Origin of the sequence: Neorhizobium sp. T6_25 (assembly GCF_002968555.1) — a bacterium.
Taxonomy (GTDB): domain Bacteria; phylum Pseudomonadota; class Alphaproteobacteria; order Rhizobiales; family Rhizobiaceae; genus Neorhizobium.
Genome location: NZ_PVBL01000013.1, coordinates 67,060 through 88,838, shown reverse-complemented (window position 1 = coordinate 88,838; position 21,779 = coordinate 67,060). Strand labels below are relative to the sequence as shown.

Here is a 21,779-nt window from a genome sequence, read left to right as displayed (position 1 = left end):
TCGCCCCCAAGAACGGTCCGGCCGGAAACGAAAAACAACCCCGAACGGGGCCGTTTCGATGCGCATTGCCGGAGTGCTTGCGGTTACTCCAGAACCGTAAAACCTTCCTTTTCCAAGAATGGCGCCGCCTTGTCCGACTTCAGATAGTCGAGATAGGCGGACACATCCTTGGACTTCGATTCCGACAGGATGACGATCGGATAGATGATCGGCGGGTGGGTGTCGGCCGGGAAGGTGCCGACGATGGCAACACCCGGATCGGCCGCCGCGTCCGTCTGGTAGACTATGCCGTAGGGCGCTTCGCCGCGCGAGACGAACGCGAGTGCTGCGCGTACGCTTTCGGCGCTTGCGACGCTCTTTTCGACCGACGGCCAGACACCGAGCTTTTCGAGCGAGGCCTTGGCGTATTTGCCGGCCGGAACCGCGTTCGGCTCCCCCATAGCAAGCCTGCCGCCCTTGAGCAGACCCGCAAGATCGAAGCCCGGCCTGATGTCGACCGGCTTGGCGGCGTCCTTGGCGGCGTCCTTGGCGGCGACCAGCACGATCCGGTTGCCGAGCCAGTTGAACCTGGTGCCTTCCCTCACGAGCTTCTTGTCGGAAAGATATTTCATCCAGTCGAGATCGGCCGAAATGAAGATATCGGCCGGTGCGCCGTTTTCGATCTGCTTGGCGAGCGTCGAGCTTGCGGCATAGGAGACGGTGACCTGCCCGCCACCCTGGGCGCCCCATGCCCTGTTGGCGTTGTCGAGCGCGTTCTTCATGCTGGCTGCTGCAAAGACAGTGACTTTTTCCTGCGCTGCGGCCGGAGCGGCAAAGGAGGCGAGCGATACAAGCGCGGCTCCCACCGCGAGCCTGATCCAAAAATGACGATCAATGTTCATGATTTGCTCTCCGATCCTTAAGCGAGATATTCCTTTGGATATCTCGCTGGCGAGTTTTTGACTAGAGGAATACACTGAAGGTTTACGACGAGCGTTTTAATACCCGGCGACTGGCGGCGGACAAAAAGCTCACAGCGACACTGTGGTCAATTCACTTGCGGGCGCAACGCCAGTTCGAGATGGACAGACACGTTCGCATGTGCGTTAATGTGCATTGACGCACATGCGTCTAACGCTCTGCTGCTGCATCGTTCAGGCCATTGGCTTGCGGCGATCCAAATTCCAGCCCCTCTTCGGCCCGGGGCGTAGAGGCAGACGGCTATCTGCGACAATCGCTAGACTTTTCAGAAAAAAGTTTCGAGGTGACTGATCGGGTTTCCGGTAAAATTGCTGTGGTAGCAGGTGTTTCAAGAGCCATCGGTGCCGCGATAGTTAAACGCCTCGCGTCCGAAGTCGGGATGGCGGCCAGGACGTCGATCTACGGCCCCTGCCCTCGGAGGACGATGGCGGGCGAAGTATGAAAACGCCACCCGTTGGGTGATCGCGCTAGTCCAACCCGCCACGCCATATGCCGCCGCAACGGATCTCCACCGGGCGATGTCTTGCCAAGGGCAGTTGACGGATTAGAGCTCCGCGAAGGGCATCCTATTGGTGTGTTTTTATAAGGGATCTAACAGGCGATCGCCTCGCTTATCATCTTTCCGTAATTGACTTCCTCAACAACGTTCTCATTTTGCCCTTTCACAGGATACTGCCTATGCCTGTGGCGGAGTTGGCCGCTGACTGCTGCTGGACCCTGCGATCTTTCCCGATCCATGCTTCCATGCGCGTTTCCGTGTGTGTAGAAACAAGAGACGCAACCAGTCGTATCATACGAGTCGCTCCAGTCCTTCTTGAGGATCATCGCCGTTCACGATGAAGTCATCCCTCGACCATTGCCCGGCCGATTGCCATCGTGCCGGGCTTGGCGGTGGCGGCCGGGACGACCGTGATCCTTTCGATGTCGGCGCCGTTCACAAATTTCCAGGACCGCCCCTTGCCGCCACGGTATCGTAGACGGCGACACCAAAATTAAGTTGCCTCGAGAATCATGTTGAGGGGCGTCTGGGCCGCCCGTCGGACCTGCTTGAAACCGCCTGACCGGATCACATCGGACAAACGTTGCTCTCCTGCTTGCGCGCCGAGCGCAAGACCTGTCTCCTGAGCAAGCGAGGTCGGAACGCAGATCATCGTCGAGGCCGAGTAATAGAGCCGTCCCACTGGGTTGATATTCTCTTCCAGCGTATCTCCGGCGATGGGCTCCACGACCATCCAAGTGCCGTCATTCTTCAGCGCACGTCGGATATGAGCTGCCGCGGCGTTCGGATCGCCCATGTCGTGCAGGCAGTCGAAGCAGGTGATCAAATCGAAATCGCGACCCTCGAAATCCTGCGCCCGGCCGACTTCGAAATGGACATTCGTCAGTCCGTGCGCCTGGACATGCGCAGTCGCAGCTGCAATCGAGCCCGGATGGAAGTCGTAGCCAGTAAACCGCGAACCTGGGAACGCCTGCGCCATCAAGATCGTCGATAGACCATGCCCGCATCCGACGTCGGCCACCTTCGCCCCCTTCTTCAGTTTGTCGACGACGCCGTCGAGCGCCGGCAGCCAATCCTGCACAAGCGCATTGACGTAGCCAGGGCGAAAGAGCCGCGCGACGGCACAGGACATGCAGCCGGCCTGATCGCCCCAGGCCACCCCCCGACCGGTCTTGAAGGCGGCCTGTACCTTCGGCTGGTTCTCGGCCATCGCAGCGGCGGTATCGAACGCGCCGATCAGATTGACCGGGCTGTCCGGCGCGGCAAACACGAGAGATTGCTCGGGCGTCAGCGAGAAGCGCCCTTGCTCGTGATGCACATAGCCCGAGGCGGCCTGGGCTGCCAGCCACTCGCGCACATAGCGTGGCGCACAGCCCGCAGCCTCGGCGAGTTCGTCGGCCTTCGCTGGGCCGATCTCCTTGAGGGTCGCATATAGCCCGAGCGCATCTCCGATCCGCACCAGCGGCACGCTGACCGCGCCGCCAAGATCGCCGAGGACCCGGCCCACCAGCTCATTGAGAGCTGTTTCGTTGAGTTCCGACATCTCGAATTCCTCCTCATCCTTGGACGGCGTCTTGCCATCCGTGACGTCGAGGATGGAACAAGTCGCCTCCCGGAACATGAGGCAATCGTCCCGCAGCGGCGAACAACCTCGCTGATTGTGGGGACATACGTCCCTCCGCCGCACAGAGAGCAGCGAGACGTCGGGGATTATTTGGAGAGCGCGATGACGATCGCCTGCGAGCGGCTATGCACGCCGAGTTTGCTGAAGATCACCGACAGCTGATTTCGTACGGTTTTGACGCTCTTGCCAAGCCGTTCTGCGATCGCGCGGTTGTCGAGCCCTTCCGCCACGAGGTCGAGAAGGGTCGCCTCCGCGAGTGTGAGATCCGCCTCGCTGACGGCGCGGGGTCGTAAGCGACTGTCGTGCCCGAGAAAAGCAGCCAGTTCTGCCTGAAATACGCTCCATGCAGGCTCATCCGGCAAGAGCACGTGGTTTTTGCTCTCTAAAGGCACGAAGCTGGCGCCTGGAATTGCGGCGGCAAGCTTGCAGCCTTGGTCGAACGGCACGCGCATGTCGCCGCGGTTATGGGCGATCAATGTCGGTACGCGAAGCATCGTCGCAAGCTGCAGCACATCGATCCCCTGCATTTGCCAAAGCAATTGCGCGGCCACCTCAGGCGTTGCAGTCAAGCGCTCCAGGTCACCCCACCAGCGATGCTGTTCAGGCGTGCCGTCGGGGATAAAGAGGTTGGTGAAAAATTGACAAAATGCCGGATTGTCTCGTCCCCAGCCAATACGAACGAAATTGACAAGTGTTTCGGCTTCCAGCCGCTCGGCCTCGGTCAGAGCTCTCGTCCTGGCGCCCTGGCCATACGCGTTTAGGAGAACCAGATGCGAGACCCGCTCTGGATACCTCAGCGCATACGCGATAGCGAGTGCGCCGCCCTGTGAAAGACCGAGGAGAACGAAGCGCGGGTCCTCAATCGAAGCAGCCACGGCATCAAGGTCGGCGTGCCACGCGTCGAGCGAAAGGTCGGACACATGCCGGTCCGACAGGCCGCAGCCCCGCGGATCGTAACGTACAAACCGGTTCCGGGCAGACATCGCACTGAGCCAGGGCCGCCAGACCGGGCTCTCGAGATCATAGTCGACGTGGCTGAGCCAATGCGCCGCCCGCAGGATCACCTGGCCTTGTCCACAAGACGCGACGGCGATACGGGTCCCATCTGCGGAGGTACAAAACCGTATGGTCTGGCTGAGTTTCATCGGCCCAGAATATCGTAGGGCAAGGTCGCATAACAGACCTATCCTATGCTTCATCAATTGGCGCCCCCCACGGCCACGCCTGGAAATCCGGTGGCAAGTTTCGCCTGCCTCGGGAAAGCATAAAGGCTGATGCTTGCTCTTGAACCAGATCGAACTGCCGACAAGCATTTACGGGTACCGCGGCCGTGGACCTCGATGAAATAATGCTGCATTATCCCCGACCTGAAAGATCGGGGATAGTGACGTCAGCGGTTTTAGACGCTTACTCCACCTCGGTGTCCTCAACCGTGATACCGGACTGAAATGTCAGAAAACCGGGAATATTGGCGAATCCCTTAACGTCTTTACGCAAGCCGAAACTCTGGTCCCGCCACATCAGGTAGACGAAGGGCGATTGCTCCAGTGCCCGGTCGACGAATCGGCCATAGATCTTCTCGCGCTCAACCGCATCGAGCGTGACGCGACCCTTGTCCAGAAGATCGTTGATAACCGGGTCGTTGAAGTAGGCCGAGTTGTTGAGCCGGACCAGTTGCTGCCCGCCGTAGAAGAAGTTGCTGAGCCAATCGGGGTCGGCGATGTCGCCTGCGGTGCCCGCGACAAGAAAATCATAGTCGCCGGCGTTGTTCTTGGCGATGCGGCCGGACCAGTCTGGAAGATCAAGCTTCGCCTTGATGCCGATCTTGGCGAGTTCAGCCTGTACGGCGATCGCGGTATTGTTATGGAAGCCGTATTGGGCGGTCGACAACAGCCGTGCCTCAAAGCCCTCGGGATACCCAGCCTGCGCCAGCAATGCCTTCGCCTTGGCAATGTCGTAGCTGAAGTAGTTAGCCTTCTCCTTGGAATAACCCATGTATCCTTCCGGGACCGCAATTCCGTAAATGGGCGTGCCCCGACCATTGAAGGCCGTGTTGATGATCGTGGCGCGATCGATGGCGTAAGACACTGCCTGCCGCACCTCCGGCTTGGAAAACGGCTCGAATTTGGTGTTGAACTGCAGCATCATGAAAGGGCCGGTCGTGCTGGCCAGCCTCAGATTGGAATCGGCCTCGATCGAGGCGGCGTCCTTCCACGGGACGTAATCGATGATGTCCACGTCGCTCGATTTCAGCGCATTGACGCGCGTATTTTCGTCGGCATAAAAGACGTAGTGGACGTCATCAAGATGAGGCTTGCCCTGCTTGTAATATCCATCGAACTTTTCGACGGTCAATTCGCGACCGCGTTCCCAGGCAGAAAACTTGAAAGGCCCGGCGCCAATCGGCGTTGCATTCGGATCCTTGCCATGCTCCCTGATCCAGGCGGCAGGCACGATTGCCGATTCCGGAAGCGCCAGGTAGTGGATCAGCGGGACAAATGGCTTGGAAAGCGTCAGCTTAACGGTCTTGGCGTCGGGCGTATCGATCGCCTTGATAACACCCAGCTCGTTTCGATAGGTCGCCTTGCTGTCTGCTGCTGTAACGCGTTCGATGGATGCTTTCACATCCCGCGCGGTCACCGGCGACCCGTCGTGGAATTTGGCATCCCGCAGCTTGAACGTATAGGTGAGCGCGTCTGTGGAAACTTCATAGGACTGCGCAAGTTCCTGCGACAGCTTTCCGTCAGCACCATAGTTGACGAGGCCTCGGTGAATGGCGAGCCGGATCGTGCGGGCCGGCGTTCCCGCATTAATGGTGCTGTCAAGCGTGGAAGGCTCACCGGAGAGGCCGAAATAGAGAGTACCGCCCTCAGCCGCCAGGGCCTGATGTGCGGAAACGCCGGATGCGAGGGCGAAGATAAGCCCGAGAACTGATTTCTTCATGCTGTACCCCTTTTTTGCTGGTGCTTGTCTATTCGTCTTTTCCATGTCCGCTATTCCTCCCTGAGACGTGGATCGAGAATGTCGCGCAACCGGTCGCCCACCACGTTGATGGCGAGCACTGTCAGCGCGAGAAGAAGAGATGGCCAGATGACATACATCGGGTTTTGGCCGAGATAGCCGCGGGCGGTTCCGATCATCTGACCCCAAGACGGCTCCGGCGGCACAATGCCGAGGCCAAGGAAGCTCAGGCCCGATTCAAGGAGAATGGCCGCGGCTACTGTCAGCGTCGCCTGGACGACCAGCGGCGACAGGATGTTTGGCAGGATCGCCGTGAAGACGACACGCCGCACCGAAGCCCCCATGGCATGCTCGGCTTCCATGAACTCCTGGCGTGTCACCTGAAGCGTGGCAGAATGAGCAACACGGGCAAAGTGCGGGATATAAAGCACGCCGATCACGACGGTCAGACTAAGAACGCCGCTTTCCCAGAAACCGACTGCGAGCAGTGCAAGCAGGATTGGCGGAAAGCTCAACATGATGTCGACGGCGCGCATGATCAAAAAGGACAACCACGGACGTCCATAAGCCCCGGCAATTCCAAGCAGGCTACCGAACACGGCAGCGATCACCGTGGCGCCGAGCGCTACCATGAGGGTCGGACGGATGCCGATAAGAAGCCGGCTCAGCAGATCGCGGCCGAATTCGTCGGTTCCCAGCCAGTGGCCGGCGGAGCTGCCCTGGTTGACGGCCTGCGGGTTGAGCATGAACGGGTCGTGAGGTGCGAGCCAGACGCCGAAGATCGCCATCAGAAGGACGATCGACAGTAAGGCAAGACTTGCGACGAATGCCGGCTGACTGCGAACGACGCCAAGGGTGCAGGAGGTCACGCCCGTTTCCTCCTGATGCGCGGATCGAGCAGGCTATACAGCAGTTCGACCAGCAAATTGATGCAGATGAAAAGCGCAGCAATGGCAAGCATCGCTCCCTGGACCAGCGGATAGTTGCGGGCCGATACCGCGCCCACCAGCAGGGTGCTGAGCCCCGGCCAATTGAACATCGCTTCGACGAGCACCGTGCCGCCCATCAGGTTGCCGAGCTGCAGCCCGATGATGGTGACGATCGGGATTGCCGCATTGCGCAGCACGTGCTGCCAGATGATGCGTCGCTCCGACATGCCCTTCGCCCGTAGCGCCCGAACGAAATCCCGACCAAGGATTTCCAGCATCGATGAGCGTGTCATGCGTGCGATGGAGGCGGCAAGACCGAATCCGAGCGCCAAGGCCGGAAGGGCGAGCTTGCGGAAATGCTCAAGCGCGTTTCGCGATATGTCCGTGTAGCCGCTGGCAGGCAACCAACCGAGTTTCAGGCTGAATAACAGAACCAACATCGTGCCCAGGATATAGACAGGCACAGAAATCCCGATCGTGGCGACGGATGTCAGGATCGTATCGCGCACACTGCCACGTTTGAGGGCTGCGGCAATGCCGAGCGGGACGCCGATCAGAGTCGCGATAATGATCGCCGCAAAGGCAAGTTCCAGCGTGCGCGGCAGGTTGGAAAGCACGTATCTCGAAACCGGATAGCCGTTGGCGAGCGACGCCCCGAAATCAAGATGCAACGCCTTCCACAGCCAGATGAAATACTGCGACATTACCGGCTGGTCCAGGCCAAGCTGGCTGCGCATGGAAGCAACGGCTTCCGGCGACGGATTGCTGTCGGCGCCGAGCAACAGCAGCACCGGATCACCCGGCATGATGTACATGACTGAGAAGATCAGTGTGGCGATCACCAGCAGTTGGAGAAAAGCCGTCAGCAGCTTTCGTCCGACAAGCAGAAAAGCTCCGGCAACAGAAGCGTTCACGCGACCCCCTTTCCGACACGGTCCGAACCGATGGTCGGCACCGCATCGAGCAGCATCCGGGTATAGGCTTCCTTTGGATTGGCGAAGATTTCGTTCGCCGACCCGTATTCGACGATGCGGCCGTTCTGCATGACGGCGACCGTGTCACTGATATGTTCGACCACGGAAAGGTCGTGGGAGATGAAGAGATAGGTCAGGTCGAACTCGACCTGCAGATCCTTGAGCAGGTTGAGCACCTGCGCCTGCACGGAAACGTCAAGCGCCGAGACGGCCTCATCGCAGATCACGAGCGAAGGATTGAGTGCAAGGGCCCGGGCAATGGCAATCCGCTGTCGCTGTCCGCCGGAAAATTCATGCGGATATTTCGCCGCCGCGCCAGCTGGAAGACCAACCGCTTCAAGCAGGCCGGCGACGCGACGGCGACGTACAGAGGCGGTGCCTTCCCCAAAGATAACCAACGGCGCTTCGACAAGCTCGGCGACGGTCTGGCGCGGATTGAGGGAGCCATAAGGATTTTGGAAGACCATGGCGATCTCACGCCGGAACGGCCGCATCTCCCCTTCCGAGAGTCTGGCGATATCTCGTCCCTTGAACAGGATTTCGCCGGCGTCGGGGCGATAGAGCCGCATGACGGCGCGCGAAAGGGTGCTTTTACCGCAACCGGATTCGCCAACCAGGCCAAGTGTCGAGCGTGGCGCGATGCTCAGGCTGACACGGTCCACGGCGCGCATTTCGACGGGCATCGCAAGCGGGGCAGGCTTGATCCAATAGGACTTGACGAGGTCCCTGATCTCGAGCAGCGGCGCAGTGTTCGCCTCCGGTGGCGCCGCGGCATTGCTCGAATGGACGCGCGGCTCGGGCCGGACGCTGAAAACGTTGCCAAGCGCGTCACGCTCGATCACCGGCAGGCGATCATGCTGCCCGCCGGGGGTCGGCATCGAGTCTATCAGTGCCTTGGCATAACCGGTCTTGGGATTGGTGAAGAGAGCAGCGGTGGTCGCCTCCTCTATCTTGTCCCCGGAATACATGACGACGACGCGGTCCGCGACTTCGTAGATAACGCCAAGGTCGTGCGTGATCAGCAGGATAGCCGCCCCCACCTCCTCGTTGAGGCCGCGTAACAGGTCGAGAACCTGTTTCTGCACGGTCACGTCGAGCGCCGTGGTCGGTTCGTCGGCAATGATGATTCGGGGTTTGCAGGCAACCGCCATGGCGATCATGATGCGTTGACATTGGCCGCCGGAAAGCTCGTGCGGATAGGCACGCATGGCGCGCTCGGGATCAGGAATCCTGACCTTCTCAAGAAGTTTTACCGCCTTCTGGTGCGCCTGCGCCTTGCCAACCGTTTCATGAAGCCGGATCGCCTCGATGATCTGGTCGCCGCAGGTGAAGATCGGGTCGAGCGATGCCACTGGATCCTGGAAGATCATCGCAATATGCCTGCCGCGCAGCTTGCGAAGTTCACCCGGTCCGAGTTGAAGCATGTCGATGCCGTCGACCAGAACCTCCCCGCTCGTGGCCACCGCATTCGGCGGGAGCAAGCCCATTACCCCAAGCGAGGTGATCGTCTTGCCGCTACCGCTTTCCCCCACCAGACCGAGTATTTCGCCCGGCCCGATGGTGAAGTCGATATTGCGCACCGCGGACTTCAGCCCGTCGCGGGTCTTGAAAGCAATCGAGAGGTTCCTGACTTCCAGCATCGCGCCTCCGATCAAGCCGTGACTTGCGACTGGATGGGTGCCGGATAGCCGAACGCGCCCTCGATCCGGCAAATCTCTGCGGCAAACTGCGAACCCTTTTCCATCGCTGTTTGGATAGTCTCCGGCCCCACATGCTCGCCGCGCTTCCAGCCGCGGCCAACCAGGGCTAAGAGCGTAGCGGTGATGAATGCATCGCCTGCGCCAAGCGTGTCGACGACATCGGTGGGTACGGGCGCAACGGACACGAAGTCCTTGCCGTTATAGGCAACAGCGCCCTCTGGTCCGAGCGTGGCGAGCGCCAGGCCGCAGCCATGCCCGACGGCCTCGCGCAGGACTTCCAATGAACGGTCGCGCCCGACATCGGCTGCCGACAGGGCGGCGAAATCGAGGTGCGGCGTCACCGGCGCGATCAGGTCCTCGACCTGCCAGCGATAGGAGAAATCAAAGGACAGCAGACGGCTGCCACTCTTCAGCACCGCAAGATGCTGGTTGAGGTGGCTGTAGCAACTCGTGTGCACCAGTGCGAAGGTTGAGAGGTAGTCGATGTCGCCTTGGCCTGGCGTGAACGGGCTTTCCCGGGCGACGCCACCTTTATTGGAGAACACGAATTCCCGGTCTCCGTCGACGACGCGCACATCCGCATGGCCGTTTTCGCCTTCAATAATACGGCTGTGCGTTGCCGGCACGCAAAGTGCTTTAAGCGTGGCCCGAACATGCTGCGCGGCGGCATCGGTGCCGAAAGTACCCAGAAATGCCGCATCGGCCCCAAGCATCTTGGCGTAAACTGCAAAGTTCAGGGCATTTCCGCCAGGATACATCTTGCCGGTGTTGAGGTAGCGGTCGACAACGTTATCGCCGAGCCCCAGCACCTTGAACGTGTTGAAAGACGTGTCGGGCGTGATCATTTTCCGGCCGCCTTCTTTCCATGCAAGACATAGGGCGCGACGGAGAAAGCGCCGGCCCGCGAGGGCGACACCGTGCCGAACCGCGATGGACTCGCGCCAGGCAAAAACAACCATGCGGGCGGGCGCCTGATCATCAGTAATCGACCTTCCACATGTAGCGGCGAACAGACAATGGATGTTCGCGCAATACCGACAGCGTGTGGGCAAACCAGTACCAGGTGACGCCAATCACGAAGGGCGACAGAAGGGCTGAGACGTCTTCGTAGCGGCCAGCGTCGAAAGTGATGATCTTGTCGGTAACGCGGCGGGTGAACTTCAGCGCGCGCTGGTCGATCTTGCGGTTCTCGCCATTGTCCATGAGGAAGACATAGGCCATCTCCGGATCGGCAACTTCGAACGGACCATGGCGAAATTCGCCCGAATGGATGTCCGATGCATCAAGCCATAACATTTCGTTGAAGATGCAGATTGAGTACTGGTAGTTGAGGCCCGATAGGATGCCGCTGGAGAGCACGTAGTAGATGTTCTCGTCCTTGTAGCGGCGGGCGAGTTCCATGCCACGCTCACGCTCGGCATCCTTGATGTCGTGCAGCTTGGCCGGCAGCGCTTCGAGGTCACGCACCAGTTGCGCGCCGACCGGGTTGCGGAGATGCTTTAGCAGGTAGGCGGCGAAAAGATAAGCGATCATCGTCTTCGGCATGCCCGGCAGCTCCTTGCTGTAGGGCAGAAGGTAGTCGCAGATCTTTGCCAGACCGCTTTCGTGGCCGGAGGTGAGGGCAACGGTAACAGCGCCGGTGGTCTTGGCCCAGCGGGCGGCAACCACAGTGTCTTCGGTCTCGCCGTTATGCGAGGTGAGAAGCACGACCGCCTTCTCGTTGACAGGCTTCGGGCGGCGCGTTTCGAACTCCGTCGAGTTGATCCGCTCGATGCGCAGGTCGCAATACTTGTCGAGAATGTACTTGATCGGTTCGATGTAGGAATTCGAGCCGCCGGCGCCGACCAGGTAGACGGTGTCGATTTGACGCGAAGAGAAAATGTCTTCCACCAGCTTTTCGGCCAGCGGGTTGCCGTCGCGGAAGGTCATCTCCAGGACGCCTTTCAGATAGTCACCTTCAAGGTAATTCGGGTTCGCAGCGGACTTGATCTCTTCGTCGCTGGGCGTCAGGTTTTCGAGTGCCATTATCGTTTTATTCTCCAATCAGTTCAGGACGCGCGACCGAAGCCGCCGCCGCCCGGCGTTTGCAGGAACAGGCTGTCGCCACGGTTCATGAGGATATTGGTGATCGAGATGTCGTATTCGGTCACTGTGCCGTCCACAGTGCCGAATTTCAGCCGCGCAACCTCGCCCTGTCCGCCGCCGAAGACCCCGTCGGCTGGAGTACGCAGTCCCTCGCAGGAAGCGTTGGCGCGTATGCCGTCCGTCATGGCGACGACCTCGCGGACGATGCCCATGCCGCCCGCGGTGTGCCCCTCGCCGCCCGACCCGTCGGCGAGCGCATAACGACGGACCATCAGCGGATATTCGATCTCGAGTGCTTCGGCCGGCAGGTTCGAGGTGTTGGTAATGTGGACCTGAATGCCGTTCATGCCCTCATGATCGAGGCTCGCCCCGGCCCCGCCGCCGACTGTTTCGAGATAGACGAAGCTGCCTTCGCGGGTCTTGTGCGGCCCGAAGAAGATCATCGTCGCGTTCATGTCGGCGGAAGAGGCGAATACCTTTTCCCGGGGCAGAACGTCGGCGAAAGCCTGGAAGATGGCGCGCACCACGCGCTGGCAACTGGTCGAGCGGATACCAACGGCGGCGGGAAACTTCGGCCGCACCAGCGTGCCTTCCTCGGCAATGATGGAGACTGGCAACGCCATGCCTTCATTCGGTGGAAGCGACGGGTCCAGAAGGGCCTTAATGGTGTAGTAGCAGGTGGCGTCGAGGGCGGTCTTGGGAATGTTGACCGCGCCTCGCGCCTGACTGTCGGTGCCTGTGAAGTCGAACGTGATCCCCTCACCTTCCACTTTAATGGCGACCTGGATACGGCAGGGGTCGAAACCAATGCCATCACCGTCGATAAAGGCTTCGCCCTTGTAGACGCCGTCGGGCATTTCCTTGATGCGCTTGCGTAGCCGGCTTTCCGAATAGGCGATCAGGTCCTCGATCGCCTTCTCTACCGTGGCAATGCCGAATTGGTCGGCAAGTGCCACGAGCTTCCGCTGCCCGATTTCGTTGGTGGCTATCTGAACCTTGAGGTCGAGGATGCGCTCCAGCGGGTCGCGGCTGTTGGTGCTGATGAGTTTGACGATCTGCTCATCGAGGACGCCCTCGCGCGCAATCTTCAGCACGGGAATACGCAGGCCTTCGGCAAAGATGCTGGTCTGGCTCGGATCGCAGGAACCGGGCACGCCGCCCCCGACGTCGGAATGGTGACCCAAATTGGCGGCGAAGAAGCAAAGGCGGCCCTGATAAAAGACGGGTGTGAGGATGGAGATATCCGGCGTATGCGAGCCGCCCGCCAGATAGGGATCGTTGCAGATGAATGCATCGCCCGGCTTGATGTCCTCGATACTGTAGTTTTCGAGTACGGCCGCGACGCCGCCTTGCAGCGACCCCAGATGCACCGGGATATGCGATGCTTGGACGACCAGGCGTCCTTTGCCATCGAACAGGCCGACGGAGCAGTCCTTGCGCTCCTTGATATTGGTGGAGAAGGACGAACGAACGAGGCTTAGGCCCATCTCGTCCGTGATCGACATGAACCGGTTGGAATAGACCTCCATTTCGATTGTGTCGAATTCGCGTGGTGGTTTGACGTGTTGCAGCATCACGAGCGGTCCTTCACAAAGCTGAGGATGATGTTGCCATAGCCGTCGACGACGCCGGTCTGGTCGGGGAGCACATAGGCGGTCGAGGTGAGCTCCTCGACAATGGCTGGGCCGGCGAATTTTTCCCCCTGCGGCATCAGCGCGCGCTTGTAGACGGGCACAGTTTTCCAGCCGCCTTCGGGGCCGACATACACATCGCGCTCGCCAACCCTGGCATCCGTCATGGTGCCGGAAGCGCCTTCCACCGTCTGCAGCGGCCGACCGGCGTGGCCGATTGCCTGGACACGCAGGTTGACGATCTCGACCGGATGATTATCCAGTGCATAACCGTAGACGACGCGGTGGGCTTCGGCGAAACGAACCGAAAAATCTTCCGCGCTCGACAGGATGCCTTCGACACGAATTTCGTGGTTCTGGCCCGCATAGCGCGCTTCGGCGATATGTTGCAATGCGCGCTTGTCGTCGGGGATGGTCTCCGCCTCGAGCCATTCCCTGGCCTGCTTTTCAAGACCTGCGACGGCTGACGTGATCTCGCTCCAACCTTCGCCCTGTGCCCGCTTGATCTGAGTGGAGACGAAATCGCGGGTAACGTCGGAAAGGAGAACGCCGCGGGCGCACATGGTGCCAGGCGATTCTGGGATGATGACCGTGTTGAGACCGGTTTCGGCTGCAACCAGCGAGGCATGCAGAGGGCCTGCTCCGCCGAAGGCCATCAGCGCAAACTGCTTGAGATCGTGGCCCTTGTCCATCGACACGGCGCGAATAGCGCGCGCCATGTTGGCGACGGCGATCCGGATAATGCCCCACGCAGTGTCTTCGACGCTGCGGCCGATCTTTTCGGCTACCGCGCTGATTGCACTCAGCGCTGCCTCGCGATCGACCGGCATGGTGCCATCAAGCAGCGCAATCGGGTTCAGGCGCTGCAGGACGATGTTTGCATCCGTAATCGTGGCATCTGTTCCGCCCTTGCCATAGGCGGCCGGGCCGGGAACTGCCGCCGCGCTCTGCGGGCCGACCTTGAGGCCGCCGGCATCGTCAAGCCAGGCGATGGAGCCGCCACCCGCACCGATGACGCTGACATCGACCATCGCGCAGCGGATGGAATAGCCGGCCACATCACGGTCGGCCGAATAGGCGGGCTTGCCGCCGGCGATGAGAGCGACGTCGGTAGAGGTGCCGCCCACATCAAAGGTAATGACGTCGGGAAAGGACGCCGCCTTGCCGACGAGGGCCGCACCGACGACACCGGCCGCGGGACCCGACAGGCAGGTCCGCACCGGATAGTTGCGCGCCGTCTCTGTGGACATCAAGCCGCCATTGGAATGGATTGTATAAGGCTTGGCATCGATGCCGGCCTGGCGCGACCGTTTCATGAAGCGGTCGAGATAACCGTCCATGCGTGGCATCAGATAGGCGTTCATCACCGTGGTAGAGATGCGCTCATATTCGCGGAACTCCGGCAGTACGTCGCTCGACAGGCTGACGAAGACACCCGGCAGATGCTTGCGGATAATCTCGGCTGCGCGCCGCTCGTGAGCGGCATTGCGATACGAATGCAGAAAGCCGATGGCGACGGCTTCGACGCCCTCAGCCCTGAAACGTTTTGCGGCATCCTCGACGCCGGCTTCATCGAGAGGAACGATGACGTCGCCGTCGGGGCCGAGGCGCTCGTGGACCTCAAGCCGCAACGGCCGCACGACCAGCGGCTCGGGTTTGCGGACGCTCATGTCGAACAGGTCGGGGCGGGTCTGGCGCCCGATTTCCAGAACGTCCCGGAAACCTTCGGTCGTGAGGAGGCCAGTCTTGCCGCCGCGACGCTCGATGACCATGTTCGTGGCAACCGTCGTGCCGTGGCCGAAATGGACGACGTCCGAGGCTGTCAGACCACGCGCCTGGAAGCTGGCGATGCCGATCTCGATTGCCTCGGACGGATCGTGCGGTGTCGACGACACCTTGAAGTGGCGCATGCCGCCCGTTTCGTCGTCGAGTACGGTGAAATCCGTGAAGGTTCCGCCGACATCGATTCCAACTCTGATGTTGCCCATGATGATCTTCGTGCTTTGGGCGTCGGCTCCCGCTTTCGCCTGTCCTGTCATGAGGGCAATGTAGAAAGGCGTCGCATATCTTGTAAAATTCAATTATTCGAGCTTTCCATTCCATTTCGGAATGTCTCGGAGGTTGCCCATCATGCGCAGGATCAAGTTGCGCCATCTCGACACGCTCGCTGCCTTCATGAAGACGGGCTCTGTAACCGAGGCAGCACTTGTGCTGCACACCACACAGCCCAATGCAAGCAAGTCGCTCAAACAGCTGGAGGAATTTGCCGGCGTCAAATTATTCGAGCGCAGTGGCGGCCGGCTGCGCCCGACTCCCGAAGCAGAATTGCTTTTTGCCCATGCGACGCGGCTGATGGACGAGTTGATGCTGTTCGAGAACCTGTCTCTCGATCTAACCACCATGTCGCAGGGCTATGTGAATATCGGCATACTGTCGGCATTCAGTACCGCTCTGATCCCGATGGCTGTCGAGCGATTCAACAATCTTTATCCCGGGATCCAGATTCAGGTGGACCTGCTCGACTCCGACAAGATCCACACCTATGTCAGCCGCGGCAACTACGACTTCGGTCTCGTTCATCATCCTGAGCACGAGGCGGATCTGATGACGCAGACGCTCAAGACCTCCTCTATGGTCTGCATCATGCCGATCGACCACAAGCTCGCGAAACACCGCGTCATCCTCGCCAGCGACATCGCTGACCAGCCGTTTGTGACCTATCCGCGTTCGGTTCCGTTCGGAGCGGCGATCTTCCGATCCCTATCCGACGAGGGCGTGCGGCCTTCCAACAGCCTCATCTCAAACCAGAGCCAGTTGATCCGGCGACTCGTGGAGCGAGGGCGTGGAGTAGCCCTTGTCGATCATTTCTCCGTCTGGGATGCCAATGAATTCGACCATATCGTCGTACGCCAGTTCGAGCCACGCATTCCGGTCTCGGTGGGAATGATCATTCCCAAACGCCGCCCCCTCTCGCTTGCTGCGCAGACTTTCGTTGCCAGCCTCAAGGAGGTTTTGGAGCAAGACCCCGCGACGGCGCCGGGGCATCAACGATGATCCTTAGGAGCGGAGTGGCGATGAGAATATTGCAGCGCTGCCGACCTGCTCCTCAATCATTGCTGTTAACCGCTATGGAGCTCTTGAAGGGAGCCGAGCCGCCGCCCTTCTCAAGGCGCTGAAATTCCAGCCTTTGCGCTATCTGGAACCTGCATTCTGCAATCCAGCCAACGTGGTTGCATAGCGATGCTGACGACGAGGGGTCGAGCCGGGGAAGTGGGTACGGGATCCACTGTCGGTGCACAGAACGTTCGCGAGCTTGCGCAGCGACCGGCAAAAGAAATCGAGGCCATAGTGGAGTCCGCGCCGCAGGTTCTGGCGTCACTGAAGGCGGCGACGGCTGCAGACGCTCAGCGAAGAATGCCCGCGTCGTTCGCGGCCGCTCTGAAAGCTGAGGCCGCCGTGGACGGATCGCCTCGACCTTCGGCCGCTTCCATGCAGGCTCGCTTGGCCAAAGCAAACGAGTCTCCGCCCTTTTGTGGCCAGCAAGTCATCAAGTATGCTAGGGCCTCCCTGCTGCCGCGAATGCTCTTGAAGTAATCGCCCGGGCCAATAACGACCTCAACTGGCTCATCCCAGATGATCTTGGTCCATCAGGTGCTCCATGGGTCCGGACCTTTGATGAACGCAAGTGGTGGGGCTCGTTCCGGGGTTAGGGCTTCGGTCCCGGACGCGGCATTGATCCACACAGCGCTGCCGGCCGCCCCTCGGTTGATCCCGAGCTGATGACGCGGATGGTGATCATTGGCCACTCCATGTGTATCTGCTCGACGACGACTATGGGAGGAGGTCCATCTTGGCTCGCTCATCGCCGGCTTTGCCGCCTTGGGCCCGGCGGCAAGGTGCCGGATCAATCCAGCTTCTCGAAGAACCGCCACCGCCATAGCCGGTTAAGGCAGAGCGACACCCTGCGGCACATGTTCGAGAAGGTGGCGGCCGGCTGCCTTTACACTCACCGCACATCGGTGATGGATATGTCTTATCCCTCAAGGGCGGCTGCGGGCTGTGGCTCTGCTACCGCCTCATCCAGCCCGCTGCATTGTGTCAAAGACAGCCGGCAAGGAGCCGGCTTGCGTGCATCAATCTATAGTAACGACATTACCCTCGCGCGGACGGGCTGCGATCACGGCTTCCTGCCATTGAACGGCGGTGTGGTCATCTGTATGTCCGTCAGCGAAGCTGTGGCAATTGGACGGAAAGGCGTGGGACGAGCGTGCGAAGCCTGCAATGAGGATGCTGCGCTCGTGAGGATGATCGTCTTACGGTAGCATAGTCTTCTAGGACGGGATAAGCGCTCGATGGCGTAAGCCGTGCTTGGCAAAAAAAACCGTGATTTCCGCGGTATGAGACCCATCCGAAGTCATGCTTAAACGGCTGATACGTCCGTACCAGGCCTGGTAGCCCGTGTATGGCTTCGTATTGTACGGAGAATGTCCGCAAACCCTGTCAATCCAAGCTTTGAACTTGTCCTCTTTGAGAAGAGCTTTCCCTTCTTCAATCGCCTTGACGACAGCCTGTTCGTGCCGGCTGCACTACGCCGCCGTTGAGCGCGTCAGTGCCAGAAGAAACCGTGGCCACAATGTAAAAGCTAAAATGTTCAGTTTTTTTGGCGCGATCATCATTCTCTTCCATTTTAAATAAAGCACCATTGGGCGGTTGCTTTTTACGTGGAAATGAACGGAAAGTGGCCCGGACCCGGGCGTCTATCGATGGGGACTGGAGGAACCCCTGCCTATTACGACCTGATCATGACCGGCTTCGCCGAAGAAAAATTCTGGCGCGGTAGATGGCATCTCCCATCGTGCAAGTCGCCTCCCGCCCTACCAGGTAATTAGCGGTGATCCTCGCAGCCACGCGTCATTTCCGATCTGATCGAGGACGAACGTCGCGACGTCTGTCCGCGAGATCGAACCGCCATGGAAGTCGCTCAGGTCGGTAGGCGTCCGGATCGTGTTGCCCCAAGGCTTGTTGTTGAGAATGGACGGACGGACGATGGTCCAGTCAAGGCCGCTATCCTTGATGACGGCTTCCTGCCGGTTTTTGTCGGCATAGACGTGCCGCAGGAGAAGTGGGAAGATCACCTTGTCGAACAGGAAGCCGCCGTGTCCTTTGCTGTTGCCGGCGCCGATCCCCGTGATAGTGATCAGGCGCGAGACCTGCTCTGCCTTCATCGAGCTGACAAGAGCGCGGGTCGCGGTCGACAGAAGCGTGACCTCCCTGAAAGGGCTGGCCGGTGTGCCGAGCGCACTGATGACGGCATCCCGGCCCTTGACGGCTGGGCGTAGTGCCTTCTCGTCACGGGCATCCCCGACGACAAGCTTTGCGCCCTTGAGATCGGCGGCTTTTTCCGGCGAGCGCACGAGGACGGTGACATCCCAGCCGCGGGCCAGTGCCTGGCTGACGATGTGGCGGCCGGTCGGTCCGGTAGCGCCGAGGATCAGGATTTTCGGTGCTTCGGCCCGATTTGATTCGGTAACGGAGGTGGTCATTGTCTTGGTCCTCTTGATAAGCCGCGCGCCTCGCCAAGAGGCGGCCCTTTTGGTTTCATTTCTGGGGTAATTAGAGACGGCCCTCTGCGAGCAGCTCGCGGGTCCGCTTCAGCGTCGACAGCAGGGCGGATATGTAGCCCTTATCGCTGTCGAACTGCGCCTGTTCGGCCTGTTCTTCCGACCCGTTCGATTGCTTGCCGCGCAGGCCGAGGTAGCAGTAGAATTTCAGCTGCAGGGCGCCGGTTTCATCCTCGAACAGTTCGTTGACGATGGTGCCTTCGCGCGGGCCGGTCGCCTGAAAGAACGTGACCTTGCTCTGCGGCTCAAGGGTGATGATTTCCCTGATGTCGGAGCCGGCGATAGTGGCTTCGCGCACGAAGTGTGTCGCGCTTTCTTCCACGACATCGCAGCGGGTGCAGAGGCCAGGGGGGAGAAACAGGCGCGCATCGCGCGCCTTCAATTCCAGGCCCTTCCAGACCTGCTCGCGGGTGAGCTTCGTTTGACCGTTCGGGTTCACCGGCACGGTAGCGGTCGAATAGATCATGACGATGGTCCTTGTTTTGAGGTGTGGGATGGCTGCCTCAGGCAGCGGCCGAAGTTTGCGTGGCGAAGTCGCGATAGGTGCGGAGCGGACGGCCGAGCAGCGTTGTCAGGCGCTCGACGTCGCCACCTTCGGGCAGCATGCCGTCAGTCAGGAAGCGTTCGCCCATCAGGCGCATGTCGTAGGCCATCCAGGCGGGCATGAACTGCTTGAGGTTTTGCTCGAAGCTTTCGGTATTGTCGCCGCCGTAGCTGATCGGGCGGGCGAGCACCTCCGACCAGATGGCGGCGATCCCCGTTCCGGTGAGCGTCTCGGGTCCGACAAGGTTGATACGCGTGATAGGAAGCGGCTGTGCGGCCTGTTCCCGACGCAGCAGTTCGAGGGCAGCGATCTCTGCGATATCGCGGACGTCGATCATGGCGAGACCCTTGTCGCCAACCGGCATCGGATAGACGCCGTAGCCGGTGATGGCATCCTTGATCATCAGGTCGTTCTGCATGAAGTAGGCCGGGCGCAGGATCGTGGCATTCATGCCCATCTGCTCGATCATCCGCTCGACACCGAATTTGCCAGCGAAGTGCGGGACGTTCACGTAGACGTCCGGGTGGATCACCGACAGGTAGACGATCCGTTCGATGCCGGCTGAGCGGGCAACGTTGAGCGCGATCAAAGCCTGGGTGAATTCGTCGGATACGACGGCGTTCAGCAGGAATTGCGTCGAGACGCCGTCGAAGGCTGTACGGAGGGAGTCGACGTCGAGGAAGTCGCCCTTGACGACGGCAACGCTGGCCGGGAAGTTTGCCTTGGAGGGATCGCGAACGAGGGCACGAACGTCTGCGCCACGATCAACAAGGTGCTGGATGACTTGGCTGCCGATATTGCCTGTGGCGCCGGTAACGAGAATGGTCATGGGAAAATCTCCGGGTTTGTTTGCTTGACAGCCGGAATATGGAAGGATCATTATCGACCCGGTAGACCATCAATCTAGACACTCTGTCTCACTGTTGGAACAGCCAATGGATCTCCTTGCTCTTGCCGACTTCAACCTTGTGGCGCGCCATGGAGGCTTCGGCAAAGCTGCCCGTGCCACCGGGCGGCCCAAGGCAACCCTGTCTCGACGGGTGACGGAACTGGAGGCTGTCCTTGGACTGAGATTGTTCGAACGTGGCGCGCGTAATTTGAAGCTCACTGATGAAGGGCGCGCCCTTCATCAGCGAACATCCGTACTGCTGACGGAGCTTGACGAGACAGCCGCCGCCATTGCCTCAGGTGCGGAAAAGCCGCGTGGCCGCTTACGGATCAGCGCGCCGCTTCTCCTGTCGCAGACCGCCATGGGCAAGATCGGTGCGGGGTTCGCGCTCAAATATCCGGAGGTGCGCCTGGAAATCACGACCGAAGATCGGGCGGTGGACATGATCGAGGAAGGCTATGATCTGGTCATCCGCGTCAATCCGGATCCGGACGAAAGTCTCGTCGGACGAGCCTTCCTGCATGACCGCCTGGTCGTCGTGGCAAGTCCCAATCTTCGCCGCCCTGCTGCAGGTATTTCCGCGCCGGGCGTCGTGCGTGGTATAGGCGATCGACAAACCTGGAATGTCATGACCGCGAAAGGCGCCGCTACGATCAACATCGAGCCAGTCCTTGCGCTGTCGTCGCTCATCATGGTCCGGGATGCCGTGCGAACCGGCGTGGGTGCTGCACGCTTGCCAATATCGCTGGTGAGCCATGATCTGGCAGACGGCACTTTACACCACTGGGGCGATATCGAGGGATCTGAGATCGCGCTCTGGGCGCTCTACCCATCGCGTCGGCTACTCAGTGCCCGCGTGTCAGCATTCCTGGATTACCTGAAGCACGCTTTTCCCAATGGGACGCCCGACGAGCTGGCCGCTTACGTTGGCAAATAACCGAACAGAGCCGTGGGTCCCGTCTGACCCGCAACTGCGAATTTCTTCCATAGTTGATTGATTTGAATTGGGCGAATTTTGACACGTTTGGCCCAGATTTAGCGAATCCTGTTCTACCGCTTGACTTAGAGCGCACTCGAACCCCGAGCCTCGGATGTGTCGTGGCGAAAAGAAGGGTGCTCATGAAGATCGGGGAACTGCCGAAACGTTCGGGACTGTCGGCCCTTACCATCCGCTATTACGAGCGGATCGGGCTGCTTCCCTATGCGGACGAGGACCGATCGAGCCAGCGTGGCTACGACGCATCAATCCTGATCTGGATTTAATTTCTCGGCCGTCTGAAAACGACCGGAATGCCGATCCGGAAAATGCCGCACCAGCCTTGCGGGAGCGCGGCGTCGGCACGGAGGCGGAGCGTTGCGAGT

General features: G+C 60.1%; 18 protein-coding genes and 1 pseudogene. 4 read left to right on the top strand and 15 right to left on the bottom strand.

The features are described from left to right. Nucleotides 1-83 precede the first annotated feature (83 nt). From modA to C5L10_RS18340, 11 genes are all read right to left on the bottom strand, one after another. On the bottom strand, nucleotides 84-881 hold the full coding sequence (modA, locus tag C5L10_RS18390; protein ID WP_105430848.1) for a molybdate ABC transporter substrate-binding protein: 798 nt from the start codon (nucleotides 879-881) through the stop codon (nucleotides 84-86). A 1,071-nt stretch (nucleotides 882-1,952) separates the two neighbouring features. Further along, on the bottom strand, nucleotides 1,953-3,002 hold the full coding sequence (locus tag C5L10_RS18385) for a class I SAM-dependent methyltransferase (RefSeq protein ID WP_105430921.1): 1,050 nt from the start codon (nucleotides 3,000-3,002) through the stop codon (nucleotides 1,953-1,955). 167 nt (nucleotides 3,003-3,169) lie between these two features. Beyond that, on the bottom strand, nucleotides 3,170-4,228 hold the full coding sequence (locus C5L10_RS18380) for an alpha/beta fold hydrolase (RefSeq protein WP_105430847.1): 1,059 nt from the start codon (nucleotides 4,226-4,228) through the stop codon (nucleotides 3,170-3,172). Nucleotides 4,229-4,490: 262 nt separating this feature from the next. Then, nucleotides 4,491-6,026: an ABC transporter substrate-binding protein gene (locus tag C5L10_RS18375; RefSeq protein ID WP_245448037.1), complete on the bottom strand. Its 1,536-nt coding sequence runs from the start codon at nucleotides 6,024-6,026 to the stop codon at nucleotides 4,491-4,493. 50 nt (nucleotides 6,027-6,076) lie between these two features. Continuing rightward, nucleotides 6,077-6,913 (bottom strand): ABC transporter permease, encoded by an 837-nt coding sequence (locus tag C5L10_RS18370; protein ID WP_245448036.1) that lies wholly within the window; start codon nucleotides 6,911-6,913, stop codon nucleotides 6,077-6,079. Continuing rightward, nucleotides 6,910-7,887 carry an ABC transporter permease gene (locus C5L10_RS18365; RefSeq protein WP_105430845.1) on the bottom strand — a complete coding sequence of 326 codons (978 nt, stop codon included), beginning with the start codon at nucleotides 7,885-7,887 and terminating at the stop codon, nucleotides 6,910-6,912. The genes C5L10_RS18370 and C5L10_RS18365 overlap by 4 nt, the downstream gene beginning before the upstream one ends. Then, nucleotides 7,884-9,587 carry an ABC transporter ATP-binding protein gene (locus tag C5L10_RS18360; RefSeq protein ID WP_105430844.1) on the bottom strand — a complete coding sequence of 568 codons (1,704 nt, stop codon included), beginning with the start codon at nucleotides 9,585-9,587 and terminating at the stop codon, nucleotides 7,884-7,886. The genes C5L10_RS18365 and C5L10_RS18360 overlap by 4 nt, the downstream gene beginning before the upstream one ends. Before the next feature lie 11 nt (nucleotides 9,588-9,598). Beyond that, nucleotides 9,599-10,492 carry a fructoselysine 6-kinase gene (locus C5L10_RS18355; RefSeq protein ID WP_172717072.1) on the bottom strand — a complete coding sequence of 298 codons (894 nt, stop codon included), beginning with the start codon at nucleotides 10,490-10,492 and terminating at the stop codon, nucleotides 9,599-9,601. Between the two features lie 133 nt (nucleotides 10,493-10,625). Then, nucleotides 10,626-11,672: an SIS domain-containing protein gene (locus tag C5L10_RS18350; protein WP_105430842.1), complete on the bottom strand. Its 1,047-nt coding sequence runs from the start codon at nucleotides 11,670-11,672 to the stop codon at nucleotides 10,626-10,628. Nucleotides 11,673-11,695: 23 nt separating this feature from the next. Next, the gene (locus C5L10_RS18345; RefSeq protein ID WP_105430841.1) at nucleotides 11,696-13,306 is read right to left on the bottom strand and encodes a hydantoinase B/oxoprolinase family protein; all 1,611 of its coding nucleotides are present in this window, start codon (nucleotides 13,304-13,306) and stop codon (nucleotides 11,696-11,698) included. After that, nucleotides 13,306-15,351 (bottom strand): hydantoinase/oxoprolinase family protein, encoded by a 2,046-nt coding sequence (locus C5L10_RS18340; RefSeq protein WP_105430919.1) that lies wholly within the window; start codon nucleotides 15,349-15,351, stop codon nucleotides 13,306-13,308. Before C5L10_RS18340 ends, C5L10_RS18345 begins: the two co-directional genes overlap by 1 nt. A gap of 142 nt (nucleotides 15,352-15,493) precedes the next feature. Here C5L10_RS18340 and C5L10_RS18335 point away from each other — a divergent pair, with 142 nt between their 5' ends. Next, on the top strand, nucleotides 15,494-16,417 hold the full coding sequence (locus C5L10_RS18335; RefSeq protein WP_172717071.1) for a LysR family transcriptional regulator: 924 nt from the start codon (nucleotides 15,494-15,496) through the stop codon (nucleotides 16,415-16,417). A 350-nt stretch (nucleotides 16,418-16,767) separates the two neighbouring features. On the opposite strand, the gene C5L10_RS18330 is transcribed toward C5L10_RS18335, so the two are convergent. Continuing rightward, nucleotides 16,768-16,998 carry a DUF982 domain-containing protein gene (locus C5L10_RS18330; protein WP_371411954.1) on the bottom strand — a complete coding sequence of 77 codons (231 nt, stop codon included), beginning with the start codon at nucleotides 16,996-16,998 and terminating at the stop codon, nucleotides 16,768-16,770. A 96-nt stretch (nucleotides 16,999-17,094) separates the two neighbouring features. Here C5L10_RS18330 and C5L10_RS34925 point away from each other — a divergent pair, with 96 nt between their 5' ends. Next, nucleotides 17,095-17,685 (top strand): transposase, encoded by a 591-nt coding sequence (locus C5L10_RS34925; protein WP_371411953.1) that lies wholly within the window; start codon nucleotides 17,095-17,097, stop codon nucleotides 17,683-17,685. A 552-nt stretch (nucleotides 17,686-18,237) separates the two neighbouring features. Here C5L10_RS34925 and C5L10_RS18320 read toward each other — a convergent pair. From C5L10_RS18320 to C5L10_RS18310, 3 genes are all read right to left on the bottom strand, one after another. Then, a complete protein-coding gene (locus tag C5L10_RS18320) occupies nucleotides 18,238-18,906 on the bottom strand; it encodes an NAD(P)-dependent oxidoreductase (protein ID WP_105430837.1) in 669 nt (222 codons plus the stop codon). A 70-nt stretch (nucleotides 18,907-18,976) separates the two neighbouring features. Beyond that, nucleotides 18,977-19,450 carry an SRPBCC family protein gene (locus C5L10_RS18315; protein WP_105430836.1) on the bottom strand — a complete coding sequence of 158 codons (474 nt, stop codon included), beginning with the start codon at nucleotides 19,448-19,450 and terminating at the stop codon, nucleotides 18,977-18,979. Nucleotides 19,451-19,487: 37 nt separating this feature from the next. Continuing rightward, entirely contained in the window at nucleotides 19,488-20,357 is an 870-nt protein-coding gene (locus C5L10_RS18310) for an SDR family oxidoreductase (RefSeq protein ID WP_105430835.1), read from the bottom strand. Between the two features lie 106 nt (nucleotides 20,358-20,463). On the opposite strand from C5L10_RS18310, the gene C5L10_RS18305 reads away from it, so the two are divergent. Together C5L10_RS18305 and C5L10_RS34920 are read left to right on the top strand one after the other, a co-directional pair. Next, on the top strand, nucleotides 20,464-21,354 hold the full coding sequence (locus tag C5L10_RS18305) for a LysR family transcriptional regulator (RefSeq protein WP_105430834.1): 891 nt from the start codon (nucleotides 20,464-20,466) through the stop codon (nucleotides 21,352-21,354). Nucleotides 21,355-21,536: 182 nt separating this feature from the next. Beyond that, nucleotides 21,537-21,772 (top strand): annotated as a pseudogene (locus C5L10_RS34920) (MerR family DNA-binding transcriptional regulator); the annotation flags it as partial. Between the last annotated feature and the right edge of the window lie 7 nt (nucleotides 21,773-21,779).